Source organism: Clostridium sp. OM05-5BH, from assembly GCF_003481505.1.
Classification (GTDB): Bacteria; Bacillota; Clostridia; order Lachnospirales; family Lachnospiraceae; genus Otoolea; species Otoolea fessa.
This window is the reverse complement of sequence record NZ_QULJ01000001.1, coordinates 160201-184463: the sequence shown is the minus strand read 5'-3', so window position 1 is coordinate 184463 and position 24263 is coordinate 160201. Positions and strand designations below refer to the sequence as shown.

At 51.4% G+C, this 24263-nt stretch carries 20 protein-coding genes, 3 tRNA genes and 1 other annotated feature; of the genes, 8 read left to right on the top strand and 15 right to left on the bottom strand.

Translation table 11 applies throughout. From position 1 onward, the window contains the following. Positions 1 to 95: 95 nt before the first annotated feature. Positions 96 to 905, bottom strand: a complete 810-nt coding sequence (locus DXB70_RS00850) for a hypothetical protein (RefSeq protein ID WP_118672507.1) — start codon at positions 903 to 905, stop codon at positions 96 to 98. 206 nt (positions 906 to 1111) lie between these two features. Beyond that, entirely contained in the window at positions 1112 to 2053 is a 942-nt protein-coding gene (locus DXB70_RS00840; protein ID WP_118672506.1) for a DMT family transporter, read from the bottom strand. 276 nt (positions 2054 to 2329) lie between these two features. On the opposite strand from DXB70_RS00840, the gene DXB70_RS00835 reads away from it, so the two are divergent. The 3 genes from DXB70_RS00835 to DXB70_RS00825 all read left to right on the top strand — a co-directional run bounded on the left by DXB70_RS00835 (position 2330) and on the right by DXB70_RS00825 (position 4421). Then, complete coding sequence (locus DXB70_RS00835; RefSeq protein ID WP_243099867.1) at positions 2330 to 2962, top strand: YitT family protein; 633 nt, start codon at positions 2330 to 2332, stop codon at positions 2960 to 2962. A gap of 150 nt (positions 2963 to 3112) precedes the next feature. Further along, a tRNA-Gly gene (locus DXB70_RS00830) sits at positions 3113 to 3185 on the top strand. A gap of 102 nt (positions 3186 to 3287) precedes the next feature. Beyond that, the gene (locus DXB70_RS00825) at positions 3288 to 4421 is read left to right on the top strand and encodes an SLC13 family permease (RefSeq protein WP_118672505.1); all 1134 of its coding nucleotides are present in this window, start codon (positions 3288 to 3290) and stop codon (positions 4419 to 4421) included. 183 nt (positions 4422 to 4604) lie between these two features. Here DXB70_RS00825 and DXB70_RS00820 read toward each other — a convergent pair. Together DXB70_RS00820 and DXB70_RS00815 are read right to left on the bottom strand one after the other, a co-directional pair. Then, positions 4605 to 4675, bottom strand: a tRNA-Gly gene (locus tag DXB70_RS00820). A 22-nt stretch (positions 4676 to 4697) separates the two neighbouring features. Beyond that, a tRNA-Phe gene (locus DXB70_RS00815) sits at positions 4698 to 4770 on the bottom strand. 294 nt (positions 4771 to 5064) lie between these two features. After that, positions 5065 to 5315: a binding site (T-box leader), on the top strand. A 189-nt stretch (positions 5316 to 5504) separates the two neighbouring features. Between DXB70_RS00815 and DXB70_RS00810 the strand changes: the two genes are divergently transcribed. The 3 genes from DXB70_RS00810 (at position 5505) to DXB70_RS00800 (ending at position 8434) form a co-directional block, all read left to right on the top strand. After that, the gene (locus tag DXB70_RS00810; RefSeq protein WP_118672504.1) at positions 5505 to 6551 is read left to right on the top strand and encodes an ABC transporter substrate-binding protein; all 1047 of its coding nucleotides are present in this window, start codon (positions 5505 to 5507) and stop codon (positions 6549 to 6551) included. A gap of 168 nt (positions 6552 to 6719) precedes the next feature. After that, complete coding sequence (locus DXB70_RS00805) at positions 6720 to 7640, top strand: branched-chain amino acid ABC transporter permease (RefSeq protein WP_022358461.1); 921 nt, start codon at positions 6720 to 6722, stop codon at positions 7638 to 7640. Further along, a complete protein-coding gene (locus DXB70_RS00800; RefSeq protein WP_118672503.1) occupies positions 7634 to 8434 on the top strand; it encodes an ATP-binding cassette domain-containing protein in 801 nt (266 codons plus the stop codon). The genes DXB70_RS00805 and DXB70_RS00800 overlap by 7 nt, the downstream gene beginning before the upstream one ends. Positions 8435 to 8526: 92 nt before the next feature. Here DXB70_RS00800 and rsmA read toward each other — a convergent pair whose 3' ends face one another. The 3 genes from rsmA to metG all read right to left on the bottom strand — a co-directional run bounded on the left by rsmA (position 8527) and on the right by metG (position 12235). Continuing rightward, on the bottom strand, positions 8527 to 9384 hold the full coding sequence (gene rsmA, locus DXB70_RS00795; protein WP_118522242.1) for a 16S rRNA (adenine(1518)-N(6)/adenine(1519)-N(6))-dimethyltransferase RsmA: 858 nt from the start codon (positions 9382 to 9384) through the stop codon (positions 8527 to 8529). 69 nt (positions 9385 to 9453) lie between these two features. Continuing rightward, complete coding sequence (locus DXB70_RS00790) at positions 9454 to 10221, bottom strand: TatD family hydrolase (RefSeq protein WP_118672502.1); 768 nt, start codon at positions 10219 to 10221, stop codon at positions 9454 to 9456. A 22-nt stretch (positions 10222 to 10243) separates the two neighbouring features. Beyond that, positions 10244 to 12235 (bottom strand): methionine--tRNA ligase, encoded by a 1992-nt coding sequence (gene metG / locus DXB70_RS00785; protein ID WP_118672501.1) that lies wholly within the window; start codon positions 12233 to 12235, stop codon positions 10244 to 10246. 222 nt (positions 12236 to 12457) lie between these two features. On the opposite strand from metG, the gene DXB70_RS00780 reads away from it, so the two are divergent. Beyond that, on the top strand, positions 12458 to 14302 hold the full coding sequence (locus DXB70_RS00780) for a DUF885 domain-containing protein (protein ID WP_118672500.1): 1845 nt from the start codon (positions 12458 to 12460) through the stop codon (positions 14300 to 14302). 73 nt (positions 14303 to 14375) lie between these two features. On the opposite strand, the gene DXB70_RS00775 is transcribed toward DXB70_RS00780, so the two are convergent. The 4 genes from DXB70_RS00775 to DXB70_RS00760 all read right to left on the bottom strand — a co-directional run bounded on the left by DXB70_RS00775 (position 14376) and on the right by DXB70_RS00760 (position 17040). Next, a complete protein-coding gene (locus DXB70_RS00775) occupies positions 14376 to 14909 on the bottom strand; it encodes a GerMN domain-containing protein (RefSeq protein WP_118672499.1) in 534 nt (177 codons plus the stop codon). Between the two features lie 103 nt (positions 14910 to 15012). Next, on the bottom strand, positions 15013 to 15459 hold the full coding sequence (locus DXB70_RS00770; protein WP_022358468.1) for a MarR family transcriptional regulator: 447 nt from the start codon (positions 15457 to 15459) through the stop codon (positions 15013 to 15015). Positions 15460 to 15697: 238 nt separating this feature from the next. Beyond that, the gene (locus tag DXB70_RS00765) at positions 15698 to 16234 is read right to left on the bottom strand and encodes a hypothetical protein (RefSeq protein WP_022359373.1); all 537 of its coding nucleotides are present in this window, start codon (positions 16232 to 16234) and stop codon (positions 15698 to 15700) included. A 164-nt stretch (positions 16235 to 16398) separates the two neighbouring features. Continuing rightward, a complete protein-coding gene (locus tag DXB70_RS00760; protein ID WP_117796537.1) occupies positions 16399 to 17040 on the bottom strand; it encodes a nucleoside recognition domain-containing protein in 642 nt (213 codons plus the stop codon). Positions 17041 to 17320: 280 nt separating this feature from the next. Here DXB70_RS00760 and DXB70_RS00755 point away from each other — a divergent pair, with 280 nt between their 5' ends. After that, the gene (locus DXB70_RS00755) at positions 17321 to 19195 is read left to right on the top strand and encodes an ABC-ATPase domain-containing protein (RefSeq protein ID WP_118468870.1); all 1875 of its coding nucleotides are present in this window, start codon (positions 17321 to 17323) and stop codon (positions 19193 to 19195) included. Between the two features lie 117 nt (positions 19196 to 19312). On the opposite strand, the gene DXB70_RS00750 is transcribed toward DXB70_RS00755, so the two are convergent. The 4 genes from DXB70_RS00750 to fabF all read right to left on the bottom strand — a co-directional run bounded on the left by DXB70_RS00750 (position 19313) and on the right by fabF (position 24185). After that, positions 19313 to 20419: a nitronate monooxygenase family protein gene (locus DXB70_RS00750; RefSeq protein WP_107000849.1), complete on the bottom strand. Its 1107-nt coding sequence runs from the start codon at positions 20417 to 20419 to the stop codon at positions 19313 to 19315. 61 nt (positions 20420 to 20480) lie between these two features. Further along, the gene (gene accD / locus DXB70_RS00745) at positions 20481 to 22373 is read right to left on the bottom strand and encodes an acetyl-CoA carboxylase, carboxyltransferase subunit beta (RefSeq protein WP_117796539.1); all 1893 of its coding nucleotides are present in this window, start codon (positions 22371 to 22373) and stop codon (positions 20481 to 20483) included. A gap of 20 nt (positions 22374 to 22393) precedes the next feature. Continuing rightward, the gene (fabZ, locus tag DXB70_RS00740) at positions 22394 to 22816 is read right to left on the bottom strand and encodes a 3-hydroxyacyl-ACP dehydratase FabZ (RefSeq protein ID WP_022359380.1); all 423 of its coding nucleotides are present in this window, start codon (positions 22814 to 22816) and stop codon (positions 22394 to 22396) included. A 124-nt stretch (positions 22817 to 22940) separates the two neighbouring features. Next, entirely contained in the window at positions 22941 to 24185 is a 1245-nt protein-coding gene (fabF, locus tag DXB70_RS00735; protein WP_107000851.1) for a beta-ketoacyl-ACP synthase II, read from the bottom strand. Positions 24186 to 24263 lie beyond the last annotated feature (78 nt).

Here is a 24263-nt window from a genome sequence, read left to right as displayed (position 1 = left end):
ACTTTCCTCTTGTTATGTTATGGATCGCTTTTGCCTGCCAGCCTTTGCTTTGCTCGGCTGGCTTTTGATTGTCTATTTTTGTTTTTGTCTGTTTTTTATTCTACTTCGCTTTCAATGACTCCATCGTATAAACCAATTAAGTCTTCATAGCCATCCGTGGATGGAAGTGTCACTACGACCGGCTCGCCCGGGTTCTGGACTTCGGTCTCCATCAGAGTAATGCAGGTCATCGGCTGGTCGAGGACTTCCATGTTGTATGCGATATAGTTTGTCATATAGATAATGTAATCGTTGTCATCCAGCACGTAAGCGCCTTTCATTTCCTGGATGTTCATGTCCAGATTGACATCGGTGCCGAGTGTGTTCATCACGGTTCCGAGGGCTTCTTTGACGTTCTTGTTTAGCTTCTTTGGATTTGCCTCATATGCCAGCACACGTTTTCCATTGACCTCGTTTAAGGAAATGCCCTTCATATAGCTGGATTCCATATTGCTGGTGTTGACTCCGGTCTGGACGGAGGATATGATCTGCTCTAATGGCATCGGGTATTTCAGTTTGACACCGTTGGCATCTACGTAATAGTAGCCGTCCGTATAAAAAACCTGTGAATAGCTGTCCTGTCCCAGAATCGAGGAAGCGACCTGTGCCAGATACTTGAGATCGGTGGTATCCTGCATATCCATCTCTGCATGCATCGCCATATCAACTTTCATCTGACCGTCCGGAATGACATCCTTTGCAAGTATGACCGAATGGACGCCGCTCTGAATCTCCGCGGACTGAATCGTATTGTTCTTCTCCATCACCCGGTCAAATACCTCCGCCGGATTTTCGGCTGCAAATGCGGTTGTTGACATCGTCATAATGGCTGCTGCACTCACAAGTGCGGTTGCTAATTTTTTCATCCCTGTTTCCTCCTGTCTGCTGCCGGGCTTATGTCGTATTTCCCTATATAACTTTCTGCCCTATCTATAACCCATTTTCGAGCTGTGTCGGCAACCCAGCTTTTGTTCCTGAAATTCACGTTTCTGGACACGAAAACCACTCCGACTTTATCTTCAGTATATATAATTTGGCATCGCTTGTAAACCATATCGGCGGATACTTTCCCTTACATTTTTATTACATCTGACGGCTCTTTCGATTCCAAAAGTGCCTGCTTTTGAGTATTCTTTCTTTTCCGGTTATTATATATAAACATGAAAATTGCCATCAGGCAGATAATTCCATATCCGAGGAAACTCCAGCCGTCCGGCACCTGCCCGAAGATGAAGAAACCGAGCATCGTCGAGAAGATCAGCTGCGAATAATCGTAGATGGAAATACGGCTCGCCGGGGCATAGCGGTATGCCGCCGTGATCGCAAACTGTCCGCCCGCCGCCGCGCAGCCCGCCAAAAGCAGGATCCCCATCTGCTGCCAGGTCATCGGATGATAGTCAAAAATCAGCCACGGCAGCACAACCACACAGGAAAATACCGAGAAAAACAGCACGATCACCGGTCCCTTTTCTCCTGCCTCTCCCAGTTTCCGCACCATCGTGTACGCCGCGCCCGCGCAGATGCCGCCGAAAAAGCCCAGCAGCGACGGCACAAGTGCCAGATTGGAGAATGTCGGCTTTACCACGAATATACTGCCGAGAAATGCACCGAAGATCAGCGAAAGCTGAATTGGCATAACTTTTTCCTTTAAGATCAGCCAGCTGAACAGCACTGTAAAAAACGGCGACATTTTATTTAGAATCGATGCGTCCGCCAGCACCAGATGATCCACCGCATAAAAGTTACACAGCACTCCCATCGTGCCGAAAATTGACCGCATCAGAAAATACGGCAGATTTTCCCTGCGGATACGAAACGGCTCTCCCGCCCGCAAAAGCAAAACAACCGCTGACAGCGCCGCCACAAGATTGCGAAAAAAACTCTTCTGCATCGACGGCAGATCGCCCGCCAAATGTACAAACATACTCATCAGCGCAAAACAGAACGCAGACAGCACCAGGCAGGCAATTCCGCGGTATTCCTGCTTCCGGATGTCCGAATGATTTTCTACCATGTTTTCATTCCCCTTTCCGTCTTCCTATCTTCCAGTATACGCACATCCCACATTTTTGTCTATGAATCCCCCCGGATTTTTTCGTTTTCACATTTCACACGGCTGCTGTTCACGCTCATGGAAACCGTAAATCCACATGTTTTTTTTGCTTTCTCCCGTTTTGCATCATTTCTGCAGAGAGTCCGCCCATCTTGACACAAATCCGTTTCCATACTAGAATAGAAAAACCTTTACTTATATGTAAATTAGTAAATTATTCACAAGGAGCCTGTTATTTTGCTGAAATTATTCCATTCCCTCGATTTAAAACTAAAATCCTGCCTGATTGCACTGTTTGGCAGTGCATTTCTGGCATTTGGGCTGTACCATGTCCATTCCTTTTCCGGTGTCACCGAGGGCGGTGTCTTAGGAATGACGCTTCTGCTTGATCACTGGTTCCATATCTCCCCATCCGTATCTGGCTTCGTCATGAACCTCGCCTGCTACGCGATGGGATGGAAGCTTCTGGGACGGCAGTTCATCGCCTACTCCATTCTTTCCAGCGCCAGCTTCTCCCTGTCTTACCGGATCTGTGAGCAGTTTCCGCCCCTGTGGCCGCAGCTTGCCGATATGCCGCTTGCCGCATCCCTGCTCGGCGCGGTCTTCGTCGGAGTCGGTGCCGGGCTCTGCGTGCGGATCGGCGGTGCCCCGGGCGGGGACGATGCGCTTGCGATGAGCCTTTCCCACGTGACGCACATCAAAATCCAGTGGATCTACCTCCTGTCCGATTTTGCTGTACTGGGGCTTTCACTGAGCTACATTCCGTTAAACCGCATGGCATACTCCATCCTCACTGTGCTTCTGTCCGGACAGATCATCGGGTTTGTGCAAACCGTGGGAACACATCCAGTGAACAATATGGAAACTTGATCGGTTTCATACGGCTCTCTTGGTTCCAAAAGTACCTGATCTATAGAGCAACAAGAATTTTCTATATTTTTTGATTTTTTTCAAAAAAACCCTTGCCAAATCAACCGACCTATGATATTATATAACTCGTTGAAGCGATGCTTCAGAAATGCGCGAGTGGCTCAGTTGGTGGAGCGCGACCTTGCCAAGGTCGAGGCCGCGGGTTCGAGTCCCGTCTCGCGCTCTTTTTATTTTATAGCGGAAACCTTTTCATTTTCATGAGGGTTTCCGCTATTTTCGTTACTGGTCGCAGTTACACTTTTTCTTTTCAAGGGAGTATTTTACCATGATACAAAAAGTAAGTTCTTTTCTCAAAAAGGATACCGTTTTAACCATCGCCCTAGCTCTGGCTGTCCTTTCCATGTTTATCATACCACCGTCTGCCGGATACCTGAAATATCTGGATCTGCACACACTGATCCTGCTCTTTGGCCTGATGACAGCAACCACAGGTCTCCAAAACATCGGTTTCTTTCGACAGCTCGGGGAATTACTACTGCTTCGAATCCATTCACTCAGGCAGCTGGAACAGCTTCTGATTCTTCTGTGTTTCTTTTCCAGCATGCTGATCACCAACGATGTGGCCTTAATTACCTTCGTTCCATTCGCTCTGGAACTACTGCGGATGGTAAACCGCAAAGACCGGATCGTTCCGGTTGTCGTCTGCCAGACACTGGCAGCCAACCTCGGCAGCATGACAACTCCGGTGGGGAATCCCCAGAATCTGTATCTGTATTCCCACTTTGAGCTTTCACTTGATACATTTATCCGGAGCATCGGTCCATTTTCGCTGCTTTCATTGGTTTTGCTGCTGCTCGTCACAATGTTTACACCAAGGGAGACTATCTCACTAGATACAGCCGGTAGAGATACAACCTCCGATGAGACCTTTCCTAAACGCTGCCTTTTCTGCTGTCTGGGAATGTTTTTCCTGTGCCTTTGCACCGTAGCCGGTCTTCTGCCTCTTCCAATCCTGTTTATCTGCATTCTGGCGATTGGCTGTCTGGCAGACCCGAAGATCTTCTGTCAGGTAGATTACTCTCTCATCCTGACTTTTATCGGATTCTTCATCTTCATCGGGAATCTGAAACACATTCCTGCGGTAAGCTCCCTACTTTCCAGTATGATCATGGGACACGAAGTGATAGTCTCCGTTCTGGCCAGCCAGGTAATCAGCAACGTTCCGGCCGCCATCCTGTTGTCCGGATTTACCGAAAAAGGAGTTTCCCTTCTGATCGGAACTAACCTCGGCGGTCTCGGCACCCTGATCGCATCCATGGCGAGTCTTATTTCTTACAAATATATCGTCCGCTCCTGCCCAGAGAAAAAAGGAATCTACTTCCGCTGGTTCACGATTGCAAATGCGGGATTTCTAGCAGTCCTGATGGCGGTATATTTTCTGGTTTTTTATAGCATCTGATAAAAAAGAATGTGCCTTGGCACATCCGGGCGTCTCGCGCGGTCGCTTGCGACATGTTTCTGCTTCGCGCGAGTGCACATCCTCGCGGAGCGTTTTTTGTTTCATAGGACGTAATTTCCTATGAAACAAGAAAGCCCCCAGAGCGGCAACTCTGGGGGCTTTCTTAATTTTAGACAACAAAAAAGCGGGTGATGGGAATCGAACCCACGTATCCAGCTTGGAAGGCTGGTGTTCTACCATTGAACTACACCCGCATGATAAATTATGAAATTGTAATGCCCAGAACCGGAATCGAACCAGTGACACGAGGATTTTCAGTCCTCTGCTCTACCAACTGAGCTATCTGGGCATCCTGAGGAATCCTGTGATTCTCATGTTCGCTTTCGCCTTTTGTTCAGCGACATGTGTTATTATACTAGAGAGACTTTTAAATGTCAACTGTTTTTTTCTACTTTTCTAAATTTTTTCAAAAACTTTTTCAACTTGCTGTTCCTGCCGCACAGCCAGCGTCCACATCTTCATCTCCAAATTTTCCGTAAACAATGAAAAAAACCGACCTTTTTTCATTTTCCTGCATCTTTTTGATTTTGATGGTTGACAAATCCTTTTGGGTGTGTTTATAATGCATGTAACGAAGAACACAGATAAACCGATGAGGAAGAGGAGTATCTGACCTATGTATCGCCACAGAGAGTTCCGGATGGTGGAAACGGAACGCCTTACCGTCAGTGAATGGACTTCCGAGGGCAGCCTTGAACGATTGCTTCAGTAGAGGCTGACGGGACCCCACCCGTTATCCATCGGGGCACGTATGATGGTACGTGTAAGCGAGTGGACATTTTCACAAATGTCAATTTGGGTGGTATCGCAGAAGTTTACGCTTTTGTCCCATGTATGGGGACAGAGGCGTTTTTTAGTTTCTGGAAACATTCTCAGTAAAATCTTTCATCACGGCGCGCGGCGCCAAACCAAAGAGAATCTTCTTTCCAGACACATTCTTTACTCTGCTCCGGCAAGGCAGACTGATACATCTGCCATCCAAAACAAATATCAAAATAAGAATAAAGAATGGAGAAAATGACTATGAAAAAGAATCTGAAAAAATTATTTGCACTTGGATGCACCGCAGCCCTGACACTGACAACCGCAGGATGCTCTTCCAGCACATCCAGCAACGCTTCCGAAGCAGACACCACCGCCGAAACCTCTCAGGAAGCTTCCGCGGACAAAAAAATTTATAATGTAGCGATTGTCAAACAGCTCGACCACGCTTCCCTCGATGAGATTGCAAATGCAGTCGAGGCAGAGTTAGATAAAATCGCCGAGGATAACAATGTAGCCATTTACTACGAACTGTACTCCGGCCAGAATGACCAGACAACCTTAAAGCAGATTGGTGATCAGGCGGTTGCTGACGGCGTTGACGCCATCATCCCGATTGCAACCCTGGCTGCACAGGTAGCGACCGTATCCGCACAGCAGACCCAGACACCGGTTGTCTACGCCGCTGTTTCCGATCCGGAAGCCGCTGAGCTGACCGGCATCGACTATGTAACCGGTACCAGCGATGCGCTGAACACCGAGAAAATCATGGATATGATTTTTGCCGCAAACCCAGATGTTAAAAATGTGGGGCTTTTATATTCCTTATCCGAGGCAAACTCAACCAAACCGATCGCGGATGCAAAGGCATACTTAGATGAAAAAGGCATCTCCTACACCGAGCAGACTGCAAATACCAACGACGAAGTAATTACCGCTGCCTCCTCCCTGGTTGCTGACAAAGTAGACGCTGTCTTCACTCCTACCGACAATGTCATCATGGCAGCTGAACTGGCTATCTTCAAGGATCTGGCCGATGCAGGCATCCCGCACTATGCCGGCGCTGATTCCTTCGTCCGCAATGGCGCATTTGCCACCTGCGGCGTCAACTACACGGCTCTTGGTACACAGACCGCTGACCTTGCTTATCAGGCAATCACCAAAGGCATGGACAGCATGGAAGACTACTACACCGCAGAAGGCGGCATCGTAACCGTAAATACCGAGACTGCCAAAGCCCTGAATATTGACACAGCTGTATTCAAAGACTTTGGCGATGTTGTAGAGGTTAGGACCACTGAGGACTAATACACCCTCATCCGGCAGCACTTTGATTTTCATTTGACTGACTTTCATGTACTCTCAGAACCGTAAGACAGACCAGACGCCAGCCGTATCCCCCGCTTACCACGCGGCTGGCGCATCTGCCTTATGAACGTTCTGGGAGTACCGATCATTCTACGGAGGTAATTTCCCATGCTTCATATTTTACAAACCGCTCTGGAACTGGGATTTCTGTATGCGCTGGTGCCGATGGCGCTGTTCTTGAGTTTCCGCATACTGGACATCGCGGATATGACGACGGACGGCTGTTTCGTCCTCGGCACAGCGGTATCCGTCACAATGGCTGCGGCAGGGCATCCATTTCTCGCGGTTCCGGCTGCCATGCTTGCAGGCATCTGCGCCGGATTTGTCACCGCATTTCAGCAGACCCGTCTCGGCGTGCCGTCCATTCTCGCCGGTATCATCACCAATATGGGACTCTACACCATCAATCTGATGGTAATGGGCTGGAGTGCCAACGTGAGTCTTTTAAAGACAGAGACCATCTTTTCCCTGCTTCAGAAAACCGGTATCGGGGGTGACTGGTATGAAGCACTTCTGGCAATCTGCGTAACTGTGCTTGCGGGCGCACTGCTCGTCTATTTTCTCGGTACCCGTCTGGGACTCTCCATCCGGGCAACCGGCAACAACATTGACATGGTGCGCGCCTCCTCGATCAACCCGACATTTACCATTACGGTCGGCTTATGCATCGCCAATGCGCTGACCGCACTCTCCGGCGCAATGGTCGGTCAGTACCAGAATACCGCCGACATCAACGGCGGCACGGGTATCGTCGTGATCGGTCTTGCCTGCCTGATCATCGGTGAAACCGTCCTCGGACGCCGCGGCGTGGCAAGAGGTGTCATCGCCACCGTCATCGGTTCGATTATTTACCGTTTTATCTACGCTATCGTCCTGTATACAAAAATCATGCCTGTACAGGGGCTGAAACTGGTCACCGCTGTGATCGTAGCGCTGGCAATCGCATTTCCGACGATCCGGAAATGGGCGGCATTCCAGACACGTAAAAATGCAGCGGCACGCCGGAAGGGAGGACACGGAGCATGTTAAATATTCAGTCGATATCAAAAACCTTTAATCCGGGAACTGTCAACGCCAAACAGGCGCTCTCCGGGCTGTCCCTGCATCTGGATCACGGCGATTTCGTGACAATCATCGGTTCCAACGGCGCCGGAAAATCGACCCTGTTCAATGCGATTGCCGGCAGCTTCTACGTCGATGACGGCTTTATCGAGCTGGACGGCGAGGACATCACCTATATGCCGGAGCACAAGCGCAGCCTGATGGTCGGCCGCCTCTTCCAGGACCCGTTAAAGGGAACGGCGCCGGGCATGACGATCGAAGAAAATCTTGCCCTCGCCTATCTGCGGACCGCAAAGGGGAAATCGCCATTTTCCCGCATTTCCAAGAAAGATAAGGATGCGTTCCGCGAACGCCTCTCCCTCTTAAATATGGGGCTTGAAGACCGGATGACCCAGCCGGTCGGACTTCTCTCCGGCGGTCAGCGCCAGGCGCTCACCCTGCTCATGGCAACCCTCATCACGCCGAAGCTTCTGCTGCTCGATGAGCACACTGCCGCCCTCGATCCGGGAACAGCTGAAAAAGTACTGGAGCTGACGAAAAATATCGTTGCTGAGGAGAAAATCACCTGCCTGATGATCACCCACAATATGAACCAGACTCTGGAGCTCGGAAACCGCACGCTCATGATGGCAAACGGAAATATCGTGCTCGACGTCGGCGGCGCAGAGCGCGCTTCCATGACTGTCGAGGATCTGATCGCCCGCTTCAAGACCGGCGCAGGCCACGCGCTGGATAATGACCGGATTTTATTGTCGGAATAATTTTAAAAAAGCAAAAAATTCAAAAAGTCCCATCCTTTCAGATTTGAATCTGCATAAGGATGGGACTTTTTTATATTTCTCTTATCCAATTTCTATTTCCCAAGCACATCCGAAAGCGCTGCAAACTGCGCCAGCGTCAGCGTCTCGCCGCGCACGGACGGGGAAAGTCCCAGCGACTCGATTGCGGCTGCGATCTCTTCCTTGCTAAAGGAGAGATCCTGCGCGTTGGAAAGCCCGTTCTGCAGGGTTTTCCGGCGCTGGTTGAAGGACGCACGGATGAGACGGAACATTAAATCTTTATCCTTTACCTCCACCGGCGGCTTCGCATGGCGGGTCAGACGGATGACCGCTGAGCCGACATTCGGACGCGGAATGAAACAGTTCGGCGGCACATTTGCCACGATGTATGGCTCGGCATAATACTGAACCGCCAGCGACAGCGCGCCGTAATCCTTCGAGCCCGGACCAACCTGCATCCGGTCTGCGACCTCTTTCTGCACCATAACCGTAATATTGTCGATCGGCGCACCGCTCTCAAACAGCCCCATGATGATCGGGGTCGTGATATAGTACGGCAGGTTCGCCACGACCTTAACCGGACGTCCGCCGCCTTTCTCTTCCGCCATTTTTTTTATGTCAATCTTTAAAATATCTTCATTGATAACAGTTACATTTTCGCAGTCCTGAAGCGTATCTTTTAAGATCGGAATCAGGTTTGTGTCGATCTCCACGGCGATGACCTGTCCTGCCGCCTGTGAAAGGCGCTGTGTCATCGTACCGATGCCAGGACCGACTTCCAGGACGGTGTCCTCCTTGGTCATGCCCGCCGCTGAGATAATCTTGTCCAGCACATGCGTATCAATCAGAAAATTCTGACCGAATTTTTTCTGGAAGGCAAAATTGTATTTCTGTATTACTTCGATTGTATTCTTCGGGTTTCCAAGATCCATTCCGAAAATCCTTTCCCGGAGTCCGGAACCTGACCGAGACACCACCCAGCCAGATTCCTCCTCTCTTCTTTACATTAACCGGTACAGCCTCCGCGCATTCTCTTCAGTCGCACGGACGATCTCTTCCGGTGTACATTTCTTGATTTCTGCCAGCTTTTCCGCCACATATGGCAGGTTCAGTGAGGAGTTGCGTTTGCCGCGGTTGGGAACCGGAGCGAGGTAGGGGCAGTCGGTTTCGAGTACCAGACGGTCGAGCGGCGCCATCTCGGCTACTTCCAGAAGCTTTTTCGCGTTCTTGAAGGTCAGTACGCCGCCGATGCCTAAGTAAAAGCCCATCTTTAAATACTCTGCCGCCATCTCTTTTCCATAAGAGAAGCAATGAATCACACCGCCTATCTCCCCGGAGTGCTCTTCCTTCATGATATCGAGCGTATCCTTCGCCGCGTCGCGGCTGTGGATGATGACTGGAAGTTTTAATTCCCGCGCCAGATTTAACTGGCGGTGGAACCATTTCTTCTGAGTCTCATGATCCGGCTCTTCCCAGTAATAGTCGAGACCGATCTCGCCGATCGCCACGATCTTCCCGGACTGTGCCAGCACACGGAGTTCGGCAAATTTTTCCTCGTCAAGCTCCGCCGTGCTGCTCGGATGGACACCTGCTGCCCCATAGATAAACGGATATTTTTCCGTCAGGGCAATCGTCGTCTTCGTACTTGCCATATCCGCGCCGACATTGACGACCGTGCCGATCCCGCCTGCTGCCAGACCGGAAAGAAGTTCTTCCCGGTCCCCGTCAAACGCCTCATCATCGTAATGAGCGTGTGTATCAAATATCATATAAGTTATATTCCTTTTTTTCTTAGCAGATCTCCGCACCCGCCGGCATCTCTTTCTCCGTTGTCATCAGTGACAGCTTTCCGTCTGCATCCTCGGCACACAAAATCATACCCTCGGAGAGCAGACCTGCCAATTTCGCCGGTTTTAAGTTGGTCACAACCATGACTCTCTTGCCGACCATCTCCTCCGGGGAGTAGGAATGCTTGATGCCGCTGATGATCTGGCGCACTTTGCTTCCGACCTGAACCTGGGAGCAGAGAAGCTTCTTGGACTTCGGAACAGCCTCGCAGGAGAGGATCACGCCAACCTGAAACTGCAGTTTTGCAAAATCATCGTAGGTAATCTCTGCCTTCGGCTCGATATCGATGCCCTCGGCTTTCTCGTCCTCTTCCTTCTCCGGCTCTGCCTTTGCAGCAACTGCCTTCTTCTGCTCTTCCTGGATAACTTTGACTTTCTTCATCACATCGTCGAGTTTCAGGCGGGCAAAGAGAACCTCCGGCTCCTCAGTCACCTTATTTCCGGACGGATAACGGCCAAATTCATCCATCTGTGGCAGTTCACGTTTTACGGTATTTAATTCTTTTAAGATCTTCTCCGAGGTCTCCGGCATGAAGGATTCAAGCAGGGACGCACCGATCGTGATAGACTCAACCAGGTTGTAGAGAACAGTCGCAAGACGATCCTGCTTGTCCTCTTCCTTTGCCAGAATCCACGGGGTTGTCTCGTCAATGTATTTGTTGCTGCGGCGGAAAATATTGAAGATCTCGGTGATCGCATCGGCAACACGCAGCTTATCCATCTTCTCATCGACCTTGCGGACTGCTTCCAGCACTACCTTCTTCAGATCCTCGTCCACCGGCTCCGTCACGCCCTTGTCGGCTACCACACCGCCAAAGTACTGGTTCGTCATCGATACCGTTCTCTTTACGAGGTTGCCGAGGATATTTGCCAGATCCGAGTTCAGTCTCTCTACCATCAGCTCCCAGGTAATAACGCCGTCGTTCTCAAACGGCATCTCATGCAGAACGAAGTAGCGGACTGCATCCACGCCAAAGAAATCAACCAGTGTATCGGCGTAAATCACATTTCCCTTGGATTTACTCATCTTGCCGTCGCCCTGTAACAGCCACGGATGACCAAATACCTGCTTTGGAAGCGGCAGGTCGAGTGCCATCAAAAAGATCGGCCAGTAAATGGTATGGAAACGGATAATATCCTTACCAATCAGATGCAGGTCTGCCGGCCAGTATTTCTTGAACAGCTCGCCGCTCTCGCCGTCGCAGTCATATCCAAGACCAGTGATATAGTTGGTCAGTGCATCCAGCCATACATATACAACGTGCTTCGGGTCGAAATCAACCGGAATACCCCATTTAAAGGAAGTACGGGAGACGCACAGATCCTGCAGACCCGGAAGCAGGAAGTTGTTCATCATCTCATTTTTACGGGAAACCGGCTGGATGAACTCCGGGTGCTCATTGATATAATTGATGAGTCTCTGCGCATATTTGCTCATACGGAAGAAATACGCCTCTTCCTTCGCCGGCTGTACCGGACGTCCGCAGTCCGGGCATTTGCCGTCTACGACCTGGGACTGGGTCCAGAAGGACTCGCACGGGGTACAGTAAAGTCCCTCGTAGCAGCTCTTGTAAATATCGCCCTGATCATAGAGCTTCTTGAAAATCTTCTTTACCTGCGCCTCATGATCCTCATCAGTGGTGCGGATAAATTTGTCGTAGGATGTATTCATCAGATCCCAGATCGTCTTGATCTCACCCGCCACGTTATCGACAAACTGCTTCGGCGTGATGCCAGCCTCAGCTGCCTTTAACTCGATCTTCTGACCATGCTCATCGGTGCCCGTCTGGAAACGCACATCGTAGCCCTGCGCTCTCTTGTAGCGCGCAATGCTGTCCGCCAGCACGATCTCATAGGTATTTCCGATATGCGGTTTGCCCGATGTATAGGCAATCGCAGTTGTTATATAGTAAGGTTTCTTACAGTTCTGACACATTTATCATGCCCTCCTTATTAAAATTGCGCTTTAAATTGTGTTCTTCACAAAAAAAGCCTCTAACCGCCCATGGTCTTCCATCTGCGATTAAAGGCAAGCCACCTTCTTTTCTCTGCCTTTTCTTCATATATAAATATATAGATTAAGTCTATCTGTTTTGCATCCCTTTGTCAAGTATGGTATACTTGCAGACATATATATTTGTTTTGGAGGTATTATATTATGCAGAAACGCTTTTCCTTCCCGCCCCTGCCGCGCACAGCGCTCGCGATCGCTGCAGCTGCTGCCCTGACGCTCTCCGGATGCGCTGGTTCTTCCGGCTCAGGAACCCCCGCCGAATCCTACGCCGCTTCCGGGCAGACTGGTTCTCCTTCCAATGCATCGTCCGATGCTGCCAGCGAACAGGCGCGTTTTGATGCGTTTCTGGCACACCAGTTTCAGGAAAGCGTGCAGGACGATCCGCTCTCCCTTCATTTTCTTGTCCGGAATCCGGAAAATTACGGTATCACCGAACCGGAGATGAAATTTCCAGAATATTCCCTGGAACAGCTTCAAAAAGATTCCGAGGAAAACGCGGCCGTTCTTGAGGAACTTTCTTCCTTCGATACCTCTCTCTTGACCTCCGACCAGCTCTTCACCTACCGGATGATGAAGGACACACTGGAGACGGAAGCCGGCTCGAAGGGACTGGAACTCTACAATCAGCCATTAAGCGCCCTGATCGGCACGCAGGCGGAACTTCCGACCTTATTAGCCGAATACACATTTTACAACCGTGCCGACATCGACCATTACCTGGCACTGCTTTCGCAGATCGACACATATTACAAGCAGCTCGCAGCGTATGAACAGGCGCAGGCAGACGCCGGTCTCGCACCGTCCGACGACACCATCGACCGGATTTTAAAATCCTGTAAAAGCTACCTCATCCGCCCGGAAAACAGCCTGCTGACGGAAACATTTGCCTCCCGCTTAAATGCGGTTGAGAGCTTAAGCGATGCAGAAAAGGCGTCCTACAAAGCAAAACATCTGACCATTTTAAAGGAACACTTTATCCCGGCATATACAAATCTCTCTAAAGCACTGGAATCGCTCAAGGGCTCCCATCCGGAGACAGGAGGACTTAGCACCTACGAACACGGCAGGGAGTATTATGCCTATCTTGCGGCGGCGCTGACCGGCACAGATTCTTCGGTCGATGCGCTCAAAACGCGGATTGAGAAGCAGATGCAGGCAGATTTATCCGAAATCCGCGTCCGCTTAAAGGAACATCCGGAACTCGTCCGGCAGATGACCGACTCTGCCATCACACTCTCCGATCCGGATGAGATCCTTCAGAATTTACAGACGCAGATTCAGGATGATTTCCCGGCGCTTACAGATACCTCCTACACACTCAAATACGTCCCGGAAGCTCTGGAATCTTCCCTGTCCCCGGCGTTTTTCCTCGTACCGCCGATCGATTCCGACGGTTCCAACACCATTTACATCAACGAAAAAGCAAGCACTGAGCAGAACCTCTACACCATGCTGGCGCACGAGGGCTATCCGGGGCATCTCTACCAGTCGGCTTATTTCAATGACCGGGAGCCGGTTCCGGTACGGCGGCTTCTTGCCTGCGGCGGCTACAACGAAGGCTGGGGACTCTACAGCGAACTGTACGCCTACTCCTTCGACAACGGACTGCCGGAAGCGGTCAAACCGCTGATGCGCTGCAGCGAAGCCAGCAGCTACGGGCTGTACGCGCTTCTCGACATCTGCATCCACTATGATGGCTGGGATCTCGCCACAACCACCAGTTATCTGGAAAATTCCTACGGATTTACGGATCCGGAATCCGCGCGCGAGATATACCTGGCAATCATTGATAATCCGGGCAATTACCTGAAATACTATACCGGCTATCTGGAAATCCTGACCATGCGCCAGGAAGCCGAGGAGGTACTTGGAAACAAATTCAACGCCAAGAGCTTCCACCAGTTCATCCTGAACATGGACGGCGCTTCCTTCCGGGTCATCAAACCGTATTTTCAAACATGGCTGATGACGGAGAAATTACACGTATAAGAGAAAAAGAGCGGTATCTCCCTGTATGCATCCGCAGACTTCAGGGATCCCGCTCTTTTCGCATTTTCATGCTTTAGTTTACTTTCTTGTAATTCTTCTCAAAGCTCATCGGACCGTCGCCGATCTTCTCGCCTGCTACGCTCAACTCCAGCGTCTTTGCCTCGTAGTTCTGGATAAATGTATTGGCAATGGCCATGACAACCAGCTTGTCAGAGGACTCCTTTAAGGAGGAGAGATCCAGCGTCAGGGCGCCGTCCTTCTGCTCAAATTTATCCACGGTGATTCCCTCTTCAATGACGCCCACCTCTGCCATCTTATCAAGCAGTTCCTGTGCATCCAGCTCATCGCCGTCAATGCCATCCATATTCTGTTTTAAGCCGCTCTTATCAGATTTTACAGAATATACGCAAACCGTTACCGTCGGATCTGCATCCGTTACCACCATGCTTTCTTTCTCAGCCACGCCGTCTACAGTCTCCTGCTGCGCCACACCTGCCGGGGCAGTTCCATGTTCGCTGGTTTCTCCTGTATTTCTTGCCGTCGGCGCACATGCGCCCAGAACAGCTGCCATCATAAGACCAGCTGCCATTACCATAAATTTCTTCATAATGTACCTCCTTGTATTCTCCTCGCAGCAGTTGCTTCACGGTTTTCGCAACCGTTTTTGTCTTTCACACCTGTTTCCATCCAGTGCAGACTACATCCATTTTTTACCGCTGCCCATCCTTACTCCTAAACCACTGATTCAGCTTCATCAGCGCCTTTACTAACGTCTGCATCTCATCTTCCGACAGATCGCTTGTCAGGCTCTCGATCATCTCCCGGTGGAACCGGGCGTGATGCCCATACGCTTTTCTGCCCCGCTCTGAAAGAGAAATATATACGACCCGCCGATCCTCGAGTCCCCGGCTTCGTTCCACATAGCCTTTTTTGACCAGGCTGTTCATGGCAATCGTGAGCGTTCCCACCGTAACGGACAGTTCTCTGGCAATCGATGACATATTTTTCGGTTCACCAATCCCGATCGCTTCGATCACATGCATATCGTTATTCGTGATGTCTTTAAACTCCGGCGTAATGATTACCTTCTGTTCTATGTCCATCACATCGCGGAACAGCGTCACCAGAAGCTCATTCAGCGTCTCATAATTTCCCACAGTTTTCCCTCTCATCCTTGGTTTCAGCGCGCAAAACGGCAATTTACCCTACCGATTATACAATATTCTGTGCGGCAAGACAACTAGCAAATTTCTTACATCTTCTCTTATACCATAGCACTTGTTACTGTTCACGCACACGTGCCCAGTAACGGAATTTGCCGTGGCTTCGCATTTAAATACGGCAAATTCCTGCTGCCACCACGTTTTCTTACGGCACTTTCGGTTCCAAAAGTGCCTACCCGTGAACAGTTACCATAGCACTACATAAGATACTCGCCACAAGCCCCGCGAACGTTGCAATCAGCGCCCCCGCAAGCGTCCATCGCGTCTTTGAGATCCGCACGGTCAGATAGTAGACACTCATCGTATAAAAAACCGTCTCCGTGCAGCTCTCAAGAACCGACACCATCATGCCGAGCCGCGAATCGGGTCCATACGTTTTAAAAATATCTAAGAGCAGCCCCGTCGCCGCCGAACTGGACACCAGACGCACCAGAAGCAGCGGAACCACCTGTGCCGGTATATGCAGAAATGCCGCCGGTCCCGCCAGCACCCCGGAGAGGAAATCGAGAAAACCGGAGGTCCGAAGCACGCCGACCGCCGCCATCAGTCCCACCAGCGTCGGCAGGATTCCAGCCACCGTTTTAAGCCCCGCAAGCGCCCCTTCGATAAAATCATCAAAAACCGGGCGTTTCTGAAGCACCGCAAACCCAACGATATAAAACAAAACAACCGGAACCAGGTATTCAGAGAGGTAATTGATGCAGCGCATTTGACGGCTCCCGTGTCTATACTTGTTTTATATGTATGGTTTGAATCCGCGTTCTATGATAACGGATCTGTTTCCAGAGCCCCTTATTTTAACAAGGGCATTATAGGGGATAAATTTGTTTTTTGTGTGAAATTTTTCCCCTACATGACGCCAAATTGCGTTTTCTATTTCCAGCCATCCTTTTTTATTGATTTATATTGCTTTCTCCTGCACATCACGCGGCACACCGCCACTCCTGCCAGCGTGCTGACACAGGTCGCCAGGAACGCCGGACCGGCCACTGCCAGCGGGTGCGCCGATCCGTACTGGCTCCGGTAGGCAATCATATTGATAGGAATGAGCTGCAGCGATGAAATATTTACGACCAGAAACGTACACATTTCATCGCTCGCCGTTCCCTGTGTGACCGCCGCCGGATCCCCCGCCGCTCTCCGTTCCTCCTCCAGTTCTTCCAGCTCCTTCATCGCCGTAAGCCCCGCCGGGGTCGCCGCCCAGCCAAGCCCCAGCATATTGGCAATCATATTGGCGGCCATCGAAGAAAGCGCCGGATGACCCGCTGGAATGCGTGGAAAGAGGAAATGAAGCACCGGCCGCATCCCCGCCGACAACTGCTCAATCAGCCCCGCCCGCCGTCCGATCTCCAAAATTCCCGTCCAGAACGCCATCACCCCCAGCATCGTGATTCCCAGCGAGACTGCATCCCCCGCCGCTGCAAGCATTCCCTCCGTCACCGCCCCCAGCGTCCCATGCACCGCCGCCCAGCCAAGCCCCGTAAGCATCATAAACGCCCAGAGTGCATTTAACATGCATCTACCTCCCTGCTGTCATATGGTACGCTCAGAACATTTTATACTCAGACAAGTATAAAAAGACGCCAAATATACACCATCATAAATAGATACAATTATATCGTTTCTTTTCGTCCATTCCGCTTGCATTTCAGAATTTGGATCTTTAAAATAAGAACTATCATCTCCTTCACATGACAGACATTCTTTGAAAAAGGTCATTTTATATGGATTCTCCTGCCAAAAACCGTGAAGGCATTGAAATATGATTTAATATTATGAAAACGAGGTATTCAGAATGAAACAATCCGCAGATTTAAAGCGTCTCCTCACCTCCATCGATCACAAAAGCTATCCGGCTTACAAGGATGTGCGCGGCGCTTATGATTTTAATACGTATATTTTATCCATCGACCATGTACAGGGTGACCCGTTTGCATCTCCTTCCAAGGTCAGTGTCCAGGTCCGCCACGCGAAAGCCGGATTTCCGGCAGAACTCTTTGATACGCCGTGGAAAAAAACAGCGCTTGAAGATTACCTGCTCCGCTGTTTTTCCCGTGAAATCGGTCGTCTTTCTTTCAAGGCAAAAGGTTCTGGAAAAAGTGGTCTGATCGCCACCAGCCGCCCCGGTCAGGAGGTCCTCTCCCGGACCGCCTGCGAGATCGGGAGAAATGAGATTACAGCCCGTTTTGAGGTTGGTTTCCCGGCATTCGGGCGCACCATCAACTCAGGTGAACTGATCCGGATTTTCTTTGATTTTCTTCCAGGCTGTGTCGAAAACGTCTTTTTCTACCGCCGCCAGAACAACGCCGAAATCAAAAAACGCATCACGCTGGCAGACGACCAGCAATTTATCCGCAATGAGCTGAAACGCTTGGACCTCGTCTCCTTCGTCGCAGACGGCTCAATCCTGCCGCGTGAAACCGGCGTCTCCGACCGTCCGATGAAGGGCAGTGTGGCGTTCCATTCTCCAGATTCCTTAAGAATCACTCTGAATCTTCCGGGACACGGTCCGATCTCCGGCATGGCAATCCACCGCGGCATCACCCTGATCGTAGGCGGCGGCTACCACGGCAAATCCACACTGCTAAAAGCGCTGGAATCCGGCGTCTACAACCACATTCCGGGGGATGGACGTGAATATGTCATCACCGATGAAACCGCAGTCAAGCTGCGCGCCGAGGATGGACGCAGCATCAACCACGTTGATATTTCCCTCTTTATCCGGGATCTGCCGAACAAAAAAGACACCACCTACTTTTCCACCGCCGATGCCAGCGGCAGTACCTCCCAGGCGGCAGCCGTGATCGAAAGCATTGAAGCAGGAGCCCGCGCTTTCCTGATCGACGAGGACACCTCCGCTACCAACTTCATGCTGCGGGACGACCTGATGCAGCGCATCGTCAGCCGCGATAAAGAGCCGATCACCCCGTTCATCGAACGCGCCCGCGATCTCTACAAGCAGGCAGGCATCTCCACCGTCCTCGTAGCTGGAAGCTCCGGCGCCTACTTCTTCATCGCAGACACTATTATCCAGATGGATGCATACCGCCCGTTTGATATCACGGAGATGGTAAAAAATGCCTGCGAACAGGAGGCTTCCAAACCCGCCATCCAGGCGCCTGGGTTCAAGCTCCCGACGGCTGGACGGAAGCTGGCGGCTGGCGGAACAGGGCGGGCTGTGGGCGCGATGGCGCTGAATTTTGGCGACAGCCGCGCAGAAGCAGGCGGTGAATCTCAGGAAGAGGGCGAAAACAGCAGTCGTTCTGGACGGTTTGGCAATCGCGGCGGCAGCGCCTCCGATGCAGGACGCTTTGAACGCGGTCGCGGAGGACGCCGCGAAGCTGATCGAAATTCCGACCGGAACACGCGTATCAAAGTCCGTGTCCACGACAAACACTCTTTCCAGGTTGCCAAAGAGCCGGTCGATCTGCGCTTCGTCGAACAGCTTGCCGACAGCGAGCAGACCGCCGCACTTGCCCAGATGGTGCGCTACTGCCTGGAAAAAGGCCTTCTGGAGCGCTGCACCGTACAGGAAACGGTTGCCACACTCTTAAAAGCCTATGAAGCAGACGGGCTCTCTGTGTTCAGCGATGCTTCATATGCCGCCATGGGACTGGCAATGCCGCGCGTGCAGGAGATTTATGCTTGTTTAAATCGTTTTAGGGGATGATTGGATACACAAAAGAGGGCTGCATTTTGCAAGCCCTCTCTTTATATTTTTGCATTTTACACTGAACTATTTGCAAATTTCATCTTGGCTCATCCCTGAACCCTGCCAAAATCTATCCTACCCTTCGCACAGCGCCCGCATCACGCCCTCAACCGTCTCTATCTTCTCTGCTCTCCACGCATTTCCGCCGCAGAAAATCAGAGCATGATCTTCATCACCGCGGGCGGCATTGACGAGTGCCTGCGTGATGCAGTATGGGATCTTCGCCGGATCACAGTGTTCCAGACACTGGTAACAGTGTGTCACTGCCTGTCTTCCTTTTTCCAGTTCTTTTAAGAACGCATTCTTGATCGCACGTCCCGGCATGCCGACCGGACTTTTGACAATCACGATGTCCTCTTCCTTCGCATCCAGATATGCCTGCTTATATGCCATCGGTGCATCGCATTCCTCGGTTGTCACAAAACGGGTTGCCACCTGCACGCCGTCCGCGCCAAGCTCCATTTGGTGCATCACATCCGCATGGTCGTAGATGCCGCCAGCCGTCACAACCGGAATCGATTTGCCATATTTCTGCGCGTATTTTTTAACCAGCGCGATAATTCCCCGCACTTCCTCGTCATATTCCGCCTGATGGAATGTCTCGGCTGCGTGCGGCGTGTCTACCTCCAGCTCGGTCAGCTTCTCACGGTCAAATCCCAGATGTCCGCCCGCCAGAGGTCCCTCAACGACCACCAGATCCGGTGCGGTCTGGTACTTGCGGTCCCACATCCGACAGATGACCGTCGCCGCCTTAACGGAGGAAACGATCGGCGCAATCTTCGTCGCCGTCCCTTTCACATACTCCGGCAGGGAAACAGGAAGTCCTGCGCCCGATATGATCAGGTCAGCGCCCGCCTTGACCGCCGTTTTAACGTACTCCGCATAGTTTTTCGTTGCCACCATGATATTAAAGCCCACGATGCCGCCCTTCGCGATCGCGCGCGCCTTCTGTAACTCTGAACCGATCGCGCGCAGGTTTGCCTCCTGCGGATGTTCGGCAAAATCCGGCTCCCGGAAACCGATCTGGGCAGTGGAAATAATGCCGATGCCGCCAGCCCCCGCCACGGCTCCTGCCAGCGAGGACAGGCTGATGCCAACCCCCATACCGCCCTGGATGATCGGAAGCTTCGCCGTCAGATCACCAATTTTCAGCGGTTTTAACTGTGATAAAATTGTACTCATACGATCTCCTATATTCACAAAGGGGACCGCCGCGCGGCAACCCCCTTTCAATATCTATTTTTTAGATTTTTCTAAAACGTTCATACCGCTGCTCCGCGATCTCATCCGGTGTCTTTTCCGCGCAGGACTGGAAGAACTCACGCATATGGCGGTCGATGATGCGTCCGATCTCCTCGATGTTGTCATCGGTTGCCGGCTCATCCTCGCAGATAATGCGCTCGATCATGCCAAGCTCATACAGATCCTCTGCCGTCATCTTCATGACCTTCGCCGCCTCGCTGGCTCTCTTGGCATCTTTCCACAGAATCGAAGCAAAGCCCTCCGGAGAAAGGATCGAGTAGGTCGCATTCTCCATCATCCATACCTCGTTGGAAACCGCCAGCGCCAGTGCGCCGCCGCTGCCGCCCTGACCGGTGATAATCGCCAGAATCGGCACCTTCATATCCGACATCTCAAAGAGGTTGCGGGCAATCGCCTCGCCCTGGCCTCTCTCCTCTGCCTCCATACCCGGGAATGCACCTGGCGTATCGACAAAACAGATGATCGGACGGTTAAATTTCGCCGCCTGTTTCATCAGACGGAGCGCCTTTCTGTATCCTTCCGGAGACGGCATGCCGAAGTTGTGCTTCATGCTGTCTTTCGGGGATTTACCTCTCTCCTGTCCAATGACCGTGACCGGCATTCCATAGAAGGATGCCACACCGCCGATGACCGCCATATCATCGCCATAATACCGGTCGCCGTGGAACTCGGTAAAATCGTCAAACAGGATCCGGATATAATCGCTGGCGTTCAGACGTCCGGCGCTACGGGACTGGCGTACTGCCTCCCAGGCGTCTCTCTCTCGACCTGCGATCTTATTTAAGGTCTTCTGGCGCATGATACCGGAGAACGGTGCTTTCCGGCTCTTTAACTTGCCTTCCGCCACAGAAGCTGCTTTTTCTGCCTTGGATGCAGATGCCGCTTCTGTGTGGTTCTCCGCCTCGTCGTTCCATTTCTCCCAGCCATGCTCCTGGCTGTGAAGCTTCAAAATCTGTCCCAGAACACGCTTCTGATCTTTTCTTTCCACGATCTGATCCACAAAACCGTGTGTCAGCTGGAACTCGGCTCTCTGGAAGCCCTCCGGGAGCTTCTGGCCGATCGTCTGCTCGATGACACGCGGACCCGCAAATCCAATCAGCGCTCCCGGCTCTGCCAGGATGATATCGCCCAGGGACGCAAAGCTTGCCGTTACGCCGCCGGTGGTCGGATCTGTCATAAAGCTTATGTAGAGAAGTCCCGCCTCGGAATGACGTTTTAAGGCTGCGGAAGTTTTCGCCATCTGCATCAGGGAGATCATGCCCTCCTGCATTCTCGCGCCGCCGGAAGCCGCGTAGATGATAACCGGAAGCCGTTCCTCGGTCGCACGCTCTACCGCACGAGCAATCTTCTCTCCCATGTTGTGACCCATGCTGCTCATCAGGAAACGGGAGTCGCAGACCGCAATCACAGTCTCATAACCGTGAATCTTTCCCTTACCAGTGACAACCGCCTCATTTAACTCAGTTTTCTCTCTGGCTGCCTCAACCTTGCCCTCATAGCCCGGAAATGCAAGCGGATTGACCACAGACATCTCCTTATCCCACTCTTCAAAGGTACCTTCATCGATCAGCATCTCAATCCGGCGGTACGCATGCATCCGGAAATATCCGCCGCAGCGCGGGCACACATACAGGTTGTCCTTGACATCCTGCACCAGAATTGGTTTCTCACATTTATTACACTTACGCCATAAAGAACGCAGACTTTCCGGCGTCATCGCCGTCGGACGGCTCGGAATCTTCTCCGGTTTTTCCTGTGCTGCCTCTGCCGCCCTTTTATCTGCTTTCGCGCTCTCCGCACGGCTTACGCCGGCAGAACCGTGGTCGTTTGTATTGATCGAAGTATACGATTTCTTAAACAGATTTTTAAACATCTCTTATTCAACCTCACTTATTAGCCAATCATAAACGTCAGCTCTGCGGAAACAGCCAGCTTGCCATCGACGGTTGCCGTCGCACTTCCGATGCCGACCGGTCCTTTTCTCTTGATGATATGGCACTCCAGCTTTAACTTGTCGCCCGGAACTACCTTTTTCTTGAATTTTGCGTTGTTGATTGCCCCGAAATATGCCGTCCTGCCCTTATTTCCTTCTTCACTTAAAATCGCAACCGCGCCGACCTGCGCCAGCGCCTCCACGATCAGGACGCCCGGCATGACCGGCTCCTGCGGAAAATGACCTGCAAACCACGGCTCGTTGTATGTTACATTTTTATATCCAACCGCACCCTCGCCCGGTGTCACTTCCTCGATACAGTCGATCAAAAGAAACGGATGACGGTGCGGGATGATCTCCTGGATCTCTTTAATTCCCATCATAATTTCAGTTACCTCTTTCGCTTTCCCAGACATCATTTTTGTATGCTGCAAGTCTCTTCCGCCAGCTCCAGTGCGCTGCTTCCAATCATTCAATCATCCACACAAAAACATCCTCAAATTATATTTAGTCCTCAAATTTCTTGATTACCAGGCTGGCATTGACACCACCAAATCCCAGGGAGTTGGTCAGGGCATAGTGGATATCCATCGGAACACCCTCGCCCATCGTGTAATCCAGATCGCAGCCCTCGCCTGCCTCTTTTAAACCTGCGGTTGCGTGTACAAATCCATCCTCAATGGATTTCACGCAGGCGATAAACTCAACACCGCCCGCTGCACCTAAAAGATGTCCAATCATCGACTTAGTGGAGTTAATTTTTACCTTGTAAGCGTGGTCGCCCAGCGCTTTTTTCACTGCCATCGTCTCGAAGAGATCGTTATGGTGTGTACTGGTTCCATGTGCATTGATGTAATCAATCTTCTCCGGTGCGATACCTGCATCCTTGAGCGCCATCTCCATCGCATACGCTGCGCCGCTTCCATCCTCTGCCGGGGAAGTGATGTGGAATGCATCGTTGCTTCCGCCGTAGCCGACTACCTCTGCCAGAATCTTTGCGCCACGCTTCTGCGCGTGCTCTAAGGACTCCAGAACTACGATACCAGCGCCCTCGCCCATGACGAAACCATCGCGGTCCTTATCAAACGGACGGGATGCCGTCTCCGGGTCATCATTGGTAGAAAGAGCCGTCAGAGCCGCGAAACCTGCCATACCGAGCGGTGTGATCGCAGACTCGGTACCACCGGCTACCATCACGTCTGCCTCGCCGTACTGGATCGAGCGGAACGCCTCACCGATAGAGTTCGTACCGGTCGCACAGGCAGTTACCACGTTGATGGATTTGCCCTTTAAACCATAATGCATTGCCACATTGCCGACTGCCATGTTGCTGATCATCATCGGAACGAGCAGCGGGTTCACGCGGTTCGGTCCTTTTTCCAGCATTTTTTTGTGCTCACGTTCCATCGCCTGTAAGCTTCCGATACCGGAACCGATGCTGGTTCCCACGCGGAACGGATCCTCTTTTTCCATATCCAGACCCGCCTGTGCGATCGCCTCACCGGCTGCCGCTACCGCATACTGGGAAAACGGCTCCATACGTCTCGCCGCCTTCGGATCCATGTATTTCTTCGGATCAAAATCCTTCACCTCGCCTGCCAGCTTTGCCTTATAATCGGTTGTATCAAAATATGTGATCGGCGCGATACCGACTTTTTTATCCTTTAATCCCTGCCAGAAGCTTGCTACGTCATTTCCAATCGGAGTGATCGCTCCCAGACCGGTTACTACTACACGTGTCTTATTTCCCATCTAAAAACCTGCCTTTCTATCGTCACAGTTCACACGTTGTGCAAACTGCGACACTATTTTGCCGATGCTTCGCATTCC